Origin of the sequence: Microbacterium sp. B35-04 (assembly GCF_010634885.1) — a bacterium.
Taxonomy (GTDB): Bacteria; Actinomycetota; Actinomycetes; order Actinomycetales; family Microbacteriaceae; genus Microbacterium.
This window is the reverse complement of the sequence record NZ_MWLP01000130.1, coordinates 1-7,381: the sequence shown is the minus strand read 5'-3', so window position 1 is coordinate 7,381 and position 7,381 is coordinate 1. Positions and strand designations below refer to the sequence as shown.

The window sequence follows — 7,381 nt, the reverse complement described above, 5'->3', positions numbered from 1 at the left end:
TCCGCCGCAGCGACTCACGGCCTGGTGGGCGTGGTCGCCGCAGCGAGCTCCTCGCGGGCGGCGGCGGCGACGACATCCGCGCCGGACGGCGACATCACGATCGTGTAGTGGTTGAAGCCGTCGACCCGCTCGTGCTGCACGCCGGGGTAGGTGGCGAGCAGCCGCTCGAGGTGTGCGGGGGCGTACAGCCCGGGGGGCTCGTTCTGCAGTCCGCGGGGAACCGTGAGGAGGCGGGCAGGATGCTGCAGCCCGATCAACGCATCGGGCAGCGCCGCACCGCCATTCATGTCGAGGGTGTCGTCGGCGGTGGTCTCGTAGCTCGTCGCGGGCCGGAATGCCCCCGAGCCGTCCTCGACGAGGTCGTAGGCGAGATACCGCTCCAGCTCGGGGGTCCACGCGCCTTCGAAGGCGGGATGCCGCCGCCAGAAGTCGAGGTACTCCCCCGCGTTCGCGAACCTCATGGACAGCCGCGCGGCGGTCGGTCCGAGGATGCCGGCGACAAGCTGGTCGGTACTGAGCCCCGCCGGAACGTCGAGCGGCAGCCCGCCGTCGACGAGCAGCAGACGCGACACGCGCTCCGGGTGCCGGTGGGCGAAGACTACGGAGACGAAGCCACCCATCGAGTGCCCCACCACGAGGGTCCGCTCGATCCCGAGCGCATCGAGCAGCGCGGCGAGGTCGTCGGCGTGCGCGGCCATCCCTGCCGGACCCGCGATGCCGTTGCTCCGCCCGCGGCCCCGCAGGTCGGGCGCCACGACGCGCACTCCAGGCAGGCGGTCCACGACGAAAGGCCACGCGAGGTGCGAGGCGGTGACCCCGTGCACCACCAGCGCGGTGGGCACCTCGCCCTGGGCATCCGCAGGCTCCCACACACCGGCACGCAGCATGCCGCCCTGGACGGGGACGTCGATCTCGCGATAGCGGTGCCCTGCGTTGCCGTCGCTCATCGGGCCGTCCATCCGCCGTCCATCGTGTACGAGGCGCCGGTGACCATGCCGGCCTTCTCCGACGCCAGCCACCCGGCGAGCGACGCCACCTCGTCCGCCTCGACGAGGCGTTTGACGGCGCTCTCGGTGAGCATGATCTTCTCGACCACCTCACTCTTCGGAATGCCGTGCACCTTCGCCTGGTCGGCGATCTGCTTCTCGACCAGGGGCGTCCGCACATAGGCGGGGTTGATGCAATTGCTCGTCACGCCGTGCGGAGCACCCTCGAGCGCCGTCACCTTCGACAGTCCCTCGAGGCCGTGCTTCGCCGACACGTAGGCGGACTTGAACGCGCTCGCGCGCAGACCGTGGGCGCTCGAGATGTTGATGACCCTTCCCCACCCCCGCTCGTACATCGCCGGCAGCGCCGCGCGGATCAACAGGAACGGCGACTCGAGCATGAGGCGCACCAGCAGCCGGAATGCCTCGGGATCGAACTCCGTGATCGGCGACACCCGCTGGATGCCGGCGTTGTTCACGAGGATGTCGACATCGAGCGTGAGCTCGTCGAGCGCGCGGGTGTCGGCGAGGTCGACGACCCAGGACTCGCCGCCGACCGCGGTGGCGGCATCCGTCGCGGCATCCGCGTTCAGGTCGGCGATGGTGACGTGCGCGCCGCGGGCCGCGAACTCGTGAGCACAGGCGAGCCCGATGCCGCTGGCACCGCCCGTGATCAGCGCGCGCCTGCCTGCGAGGTCCTGCTCTGCCATCAGTCGTCCTCCCCCGCCCGCGGTGCGAGCGCGTTGTCGATGAACCGCGTCATACCGGCGAACACCACCGGGTCGAGCTGCGCCGGCGGCTTGCCCTCGGCGTCGCGCTCCCACAGCAGGAACCTCATGCCGATGAGCTCGCCCATGCCCATGAGCGCCCACGCCGTCGTCTCCGGATCGAGGCCGCGGTCGACGTCGCCGGCCGACTGCGCCGCGCGCAGCCCCGCTTCGTAGCCCTCGACGATGCGGGTGTAGTGGGTGCGCAGCACCTCGGGTGAGACGAATTCGGCCTCGCGCACCACCCGATACAGCGCCGGGTGCTCCGCGGTGAACCGGAAGAACCCCGCGAAGCCGGCCCGTTCGGCCTCCAGCCGCGACGAGGCTCCGGTCATCGCCTCCGACATCGAGTGCCGCACGCGGCGGTTGAGATCGAGCACGAGCGCTTCGAAGATCGCCTGCTTGCTGTCGAAGTACAGGTAGAACGTGCCGAGGCCGATGCCTGCTCGCTCGGTGATCTTGACGATGGATGCCTCGTGGTAGCCCTGTTCTGCGAACACGAGCTCCGCTGCCTCGAGCAGGCGCCGCCGGGTCGCCTCACCGCGCTTGGTGAGTGGCCGCCCGGTCGCGGACGAGACCAGCTCCTCCTCGTGTTCGACAAGTTCGTCGGACATGCTCATCGAGATTCCCCCTTCGTGGGTGCGCCGCTGACGGCGCGACCGCTCTCCCCGTGCGCGCTCTGCGGCGAGCGGCTCACCAGATTCCGGGCGCGCTCGCGCAGGCGCGAGCGGGCGAGCTTCTCGATCGTCGAGCGCGGGAGCGCATCGACCTGCTCGATGTGCACCGGGATCTTGAACGCCGCGAGGTTGCGGCGCGCGTGCGCGAGCAGCTCGTCCACCGACAGCGCAGCTCCGGCTACGGGGACGACGAACGCGACACCGCGCTCACCCCACACCTCGTCGGGCACGCCGACCACCGCGGCTGCCTCCACGAGCGGGTGCAGGCAGAGCGCGTACTCGACCTCCGCCGGTGCGACATTCTCACCACCGGAGATGAAGATGTCCTTGAGACGGTCCACCACACGGAAGACGCCGTCCGCGTCGCGCGACACGAGGTCGCCGGTGCGCAGCCACTCACCGCTCATCGCCCGCGCCGTCGCGGCGTCGTCACCGAGGTATCCGGCGAACACGCTGGGCCCGCGCACCCAGAGCTCGCCGGTGGCCTCGCCCTCGAGCGGGAGCTCCGAGGAGGGGTCGACGACACGCACCGCCACGTGCGGGTAGGGCCGTCCCACGGCGCCGGGCGCTCCCGCCGCCTCGGCCGCCGGAAGATGCAGCACGTTCGGCGCCGCCTCGGTGAGCCCGTAGCCCTGCGTCAGCGCGATGCCTCGCGCCGTCCACGCGTCCTGCAGCGCGACGGGCATGGTGGCGCCGCCGACGAGCGCGAGCCGCAGGGACGCCGTATCGGTCGTCGCCCATTCGCGGTCGTCCGCGAGCATCCGGTACTGCGTCGGCACGCCCATCATCGCGGTGACCCGCCGGTCGGCGATCAGCTGCAGTACGCGCGTCGGGTGGAAGGACCGCTCGAGCACCACGGTCGCACCGACCCACCAGGCGAGCAGCGGCTGGCAGTTCCAGGCAGCGACATGGAACTGCGGGAGCATCGCGAGCACGACGTCGTCCTGGCCGAGCGGCAGCGCCTGCGCGAGGGCGAGGTTGTTCCAGAAGCAGTTCGCGTGGGTGAGCACGACGCCCTTCGGCGCCGCCTCGCTGCCGGACGTGAAGATCACGAGCAGCGGGTCGTCGTCGCGCACCGGCGGCCGCGGCCGTGGGTGGGCAGCGCTGGGGACGGCGACCTCGACGCCTGTGGTGCCGAGAACGGCGACAGGGGCGCCGGCGAGGCCGTCGGCGACGCGCAGGGCCTCGCCGGCAAGCGCGGCGTGCTCGTCTTCGATGAGCACCAGCGCGGGCGCGGAACGGGTCAGCACGTCGGCCAGCTCGCGCGGCGTGAGCCGCCACGACAGCGGCACGAACGCGATGCCCGCGATGGCGCACGCGAAGAAGGCGACGACATGGTCGGTCGAGTTGCCCGACACGGTCGCGAAGCGATCACCCGGACCGTAGCCCGCCCGACGCAGTGCGTCCGCGAGCTCGGTCGCGCGGGCGGCGAGCGTCGCGTAGTCGATCGTCACGCCGCGGTCGTCGATCGCGATGCGCTCCGGCGAGCGCACCGCACGGTCGACGATCCAGCGGCCGATCGTGTGGGGTCCGTCGTCGATGTCGGGGTCGGCGTTCCAGGTCATGCGCGGACCCTGTCGGACGCGGCGGCACCAGCGGCGGCCGCCTCGGGGGTCTCGCCCGCGTCGTCGAGCTGCCGCAGCGCGCCGCGCACGCGCTCGCCGCGACGGCGGCGCGCGGCGGCGTCGATCGTGCCGGCGATCCCGCCGGGGAGGAACATCACCACCACGATGAACAGCACGCCGAAGAGGAAGAGCGGCTCCGACAGCGGCACGCGCAGCCAGTCGGGAAGCCCGGCGATGGCATCGGAGCCGGCGAGCACGGTGAGTCGCTGATCGAGCAGCGTGTAGAGCACACCGCCCACGATCGCACCCCAGCGGAATCCGACGCCACCCAGCACGACCATCACGAGCACGGTGATCGTCAGGTCGGCCGACACCGACCGCGGCACCGTGCCGGACTGCAGCAGCATGTAGGCGACGCCGGCGAGGCTCGCCAGACCGGCGGCGATGACGAAGACGATGAGCCGCACGCGGTAGGGCGAGAGGCCGAGCACGCGGACGCGCTGCTCGTTCTCGCGCGTCGCGCGGGCCAGGTGGCCGAGCCGCGAGGTGTCGACCCACAGCGTCACGAGGTACACGACGACGAGCACCGCCAGGGCGAACCAGTACAGATTGCGGGTGTTCACGACGCCGATGAGGAAGTCCGGCACCTGATCGGTGTTGAGGCTCAATCCCTCCTCACCGCCGGTGACCTGCGAGTTGCGGCGCACGAGCACGGAACCGGCCTGCGCGAACGCCAGCGTGACCATCGCGAAGGGGATGCCCGAGACCCGCATGGACACCGCCCCCGTGACCAGTGCGATCACCATGCCGCCGATCAGGGCGATGAAGACCCCCGGCCACAGCGGCACCCCGAAATGCTCGAGCGCGATCCCGAGCCCGTACGCGCCGGCCCCGAAGTAGAGGGCATGGCCGAATGACAGCATCCCGCCCGATCCGAGCAGCAGGTTGTACGACAGCGCGAGGGCGGCGAACACCATGCAGAGCGACAGCAGCGCCAGCGTGCCCGGCATGTACGTCGGGGTCGGGAGGATGCCCGGCAGCGACAGGTTCAGCAGCGGCAGCACGGCCATGAAGACCACCAGTGCCACGCCGACGATGGCAGGGACGTAGCGACGCATCACGCCTTCCTCCCGAGAAGTCCGGCCGGGCGCACCAGCAGCACGAGCGCCAGGAGGATCACGACGATGAAGTCGCCGGTGCCGCCGAGGTAGAAATTGGCGAACTGCTGCAACACCGCCACGAGCACCGACGCGACGGCGGCGCCGGTGAGCGAGCCGAGGCCGCCGACGACCGTCACGATGAACGCGAAGATGAGGAGCGTCTGCCCCAGGTGGGCGGAGACGAACGTGGAGTAGTGCATGGCCAGCACCCCGCCGATGCCGGCAGCCGCACCGCCGATCGCGAAGACGAGGGTGAACGAGCGCCTCACATCGATGCCGAGAGCCGTCACCATCGAGCGGTTCTCGACGCCCGCCCGGATGATCATGCCGTAGCGCGTCTTCTGCAGGAACAGCACGAGGGCGGCGAGCACGAGCACCGCGGCGATCATCAGCACCCAGTAGGTGTTCGGGATGCGGGCGCCGAGCACCTCGGTCGTCTGCTTCAGCCAGGGCGGCCCTGCGATGTGGATGGGATCGGTGCCCCAGATCCCCTCAAAGAGCGCGACCGCCGCGAACGACAGGCCGACGGTGACCAGCACCTGCTCGATGTGCCGCTCGTACAGCGGGCGGATGAGCACGAGCTCGGTCAGCGTCGCGAAGACGGCGCCGACACCGGCGCCGGCGAGCACCGACAGCAGGAACGAGCCCCACGAGTCCGTGCCCAGCGCCTGCGCGACCATCCAGCCCATGAACGCGCTCAGCGTGAGGAAGGCGCCGTGCGCGAAGTTCAGGACGTGCATCAGGCCGTAGATGAGGCTGAGGCCGCTCGCGACGAGGAAGTAGAGGGCGCCGAGGCCGACGCCGGTGATGAGGGTGAGGACGAGGGTGCTCATGCGGCGTGCTCCACGTGGACGCCGAGAAGACGGCGGGTGAGGTCTTCGTCGTCGAGGATGGCGCGGGCCCGGCCGACGTGCGCCACGCGTCCGCCGGCGATGACGATGGCATCGTCGGCGAGGCGTCGCACGACCTCGAGGTTCTGCTCGACGAGAAGGATCGGGACGGTCTTGGACGCCTCCTGCAGCGCGTCGGCGACCTCGGCGACGATCTTCGGCGCGAGGCCCTTGGTGGGTTCGTCGACGAGGAGCAGCATGTTGTCGTTGATCAGCGCTCGCGCCACCGAGACCATCTGCTGCTGGCCGCCCGAGAGGGTGCCCGCCTGCTGGTCCCGCCGGGCGACCAGGTCGGGGAAGAGTTCGGCCACGAAGTCTCGGCGGGGCTGGCGCTGCCGTTCGGCGAGCGCCAGGTTCTCGGCGACGGTGAGCTTCGCGAAGACCTCGCGGTCCTCGGGCACGTAGCCGACGCCGCGGCGCACGATCTTGTGCGTGGGCAGCCCGTCGATGCGCTCGCCGGCCAGGCGCACCTCGCCGCGGCGCGCGATGAGACCAAGGATGCCGCGGAGGGTCGACGTCTTGCCGACGCCGTTGCGCCCCAGCACCGCGGTGATGCCGGTGGCGGGGACGTCGAACGAGACGTCTTCGACCACCTGCTGACCGGCGATGGTGCAGCGGAGGTTCCGCACGGTGAGGACGGGCGACGCCGAGGCTCGGGCGCCGTCGGGCTGTGTCGCGTTCATGCGGCCTCCGTCCCCGTCGATCCGGTGCCGAGGTATGCACTCTGCACGAGAGGGTCCTCCATGATCCGCTGTGGCGTGTCGTAGGCGATGATCGTGCCGAAGTACATGACGGCGACCTTCTCGACGAGACCCATCAGCACGTCGATGTGGTGCTCGACCATGAGCAGGGTGCAGCCCTTCTCCCGCTGCATCGCCCGGATGTTCTCGACGAGCCCCGGCACGTCGCCCGAGCCGACGCCCGCCATCGGCTCGTCGAGCAGGACGATGCTCGACTCCGTCGCCAGCAGCACCGCGATCTCGAGCTTGCGCTTGTCGCCGTGCGAGATGTCGCCCGCGAACGCGTCGCGCATGTGCCCGAGCCCGACGACGTCGAGCTTCGCCAGCGCGAGCTCGGTCGCGGCATCCGTCCGTCTCGGGAAGCGCAGCAGAGACCCCGACCCGCCCAGCGACACCTGTGCCGCCAGACGCACGTTCTCGAGCACCGAGAGCTTCGGGAAGAGGCTGGCCGTCTGGAAGGTGCGCCCGAGTCCCGCTCGGGCCCGCGCGGGCACGGATGCCGTCGTGATGTCGCGGCCGTCGAGCAGGACGCGTCCGGCGGTGGGCTTCATCAGCCCCGAGATCACGTTGAAGAGCGTGGTCTTGCCGGCGCCGTT

General features: G+C 70.8%; 8 protein-coding genes. All 8 read right to left on the bottom strand.

The features are described from left to right. Nucleotides 1-14: 14 nt before the first annotated feature. Nucleotides 15-947 carry an alpha/beta fold hydrolase gene (locus B1729_RS19600; RefSeq protein WP_239539727.1) on the bottom strand — a complete coding sequence of 311 codons (933 nt, stop codon included), beginning with the start codon at nt 945-947 and terminating at the stop codon, nt 15-17. Further along, nucleotides 944-1,696, bottom strand: a complete 753-nt coding sequence (locus B1729_RS19595; RefSeq protein ID WP_163634493.1) for a 3-hydroxybutyrate dehydrogenase — start codon at nt 1,694-1,696, stop codon at nt 944-946. The genes B1729_RS19600 and B1729_RS19595 overlap by 4 nt, the downstream gene beginning before the upstream one ends. Beyond that, nucleotides 1,696-2,367 carry a TetR/AcrR family transcriptional regulator gene (locus B1729_RS19590; protein WP_239525804.1) on the bottom strand — a complete coding sequence of 224 codons (672 nt, stop codon included), beginning with the start codon at nt 2,365-2,367 and terminating at the stop codon, nt 1,696-1,698. The genes B1729_RS19595 and B1729_RS19590 overlap by 1 nt, the downstream gene beginning before the upstream one ends. Before the next feature lie 2 nt (nt 2,368-2,369). After that, complete coding sequence (locus tag B1729_RS19585) at nt 2,370-3,995, bottom strand: AMP-binding protein (RefSeq protein ID WP_163634491.1); 1,626 nt, start codon at nt 3,993-3,995, stop codon at nt 2,370-2,372. Then, nucleotides 3,992-5,113 carry a branched-chain amino acid ABC transporter permease gene (locus tag B1729_RS19580; protein ID WP_163634489.1) on the bottom strand — a complete coding sequence of 374 codons (1,122 nt, stop codon included), beginning with the start codon at nt 5,111-5,113 and terminating at the stop codon, nt 3,992-3,994. Before B1729_RS19580 ends, B1729_RS19585 begins: the two co-directional genes overlap by 4 nt. Further along, nucleotides 5,113-5,988, bottom strand: coding sequence for a branched-chain amino acid ABC transporter permease (locus tag B1729_RS19575; protein ID WP_163617423.1), 876 nt, complete (start codon nt 5,986-5,988; stop codon nt 5,113-5,115). Before B1729_RS19575 ends, B1729_RS19580 begins: the two co-directional genes overlap by 1 nt. Then, complete coding sequence (locus B1729_RS19570; RefSeq protein ID WP_163617424.1) at nt 5,985-6,728, bottom strand: ABC transporter ATP-binding protein; 744 nt, start codon at nt 6,726-6,728, stop codon at nt 5,985-5,987. Before B1729_RS19570 ends, B1729_RS19575 begins: the two co-directional genes overlap by 4 nt. Beyond that, nucleotides 6,725-7,381, bottom strand: a 657-nt coding sequence (locus B1729_RS19565) for an ATP-binding cassette domain-containing protein (protein WP_163634487.1), incomplete at its 5' end; no start/stop codon positions are given. The genes B1729_RS19570 and B1729_RS19565, both read right to left, overlap by 4 nt.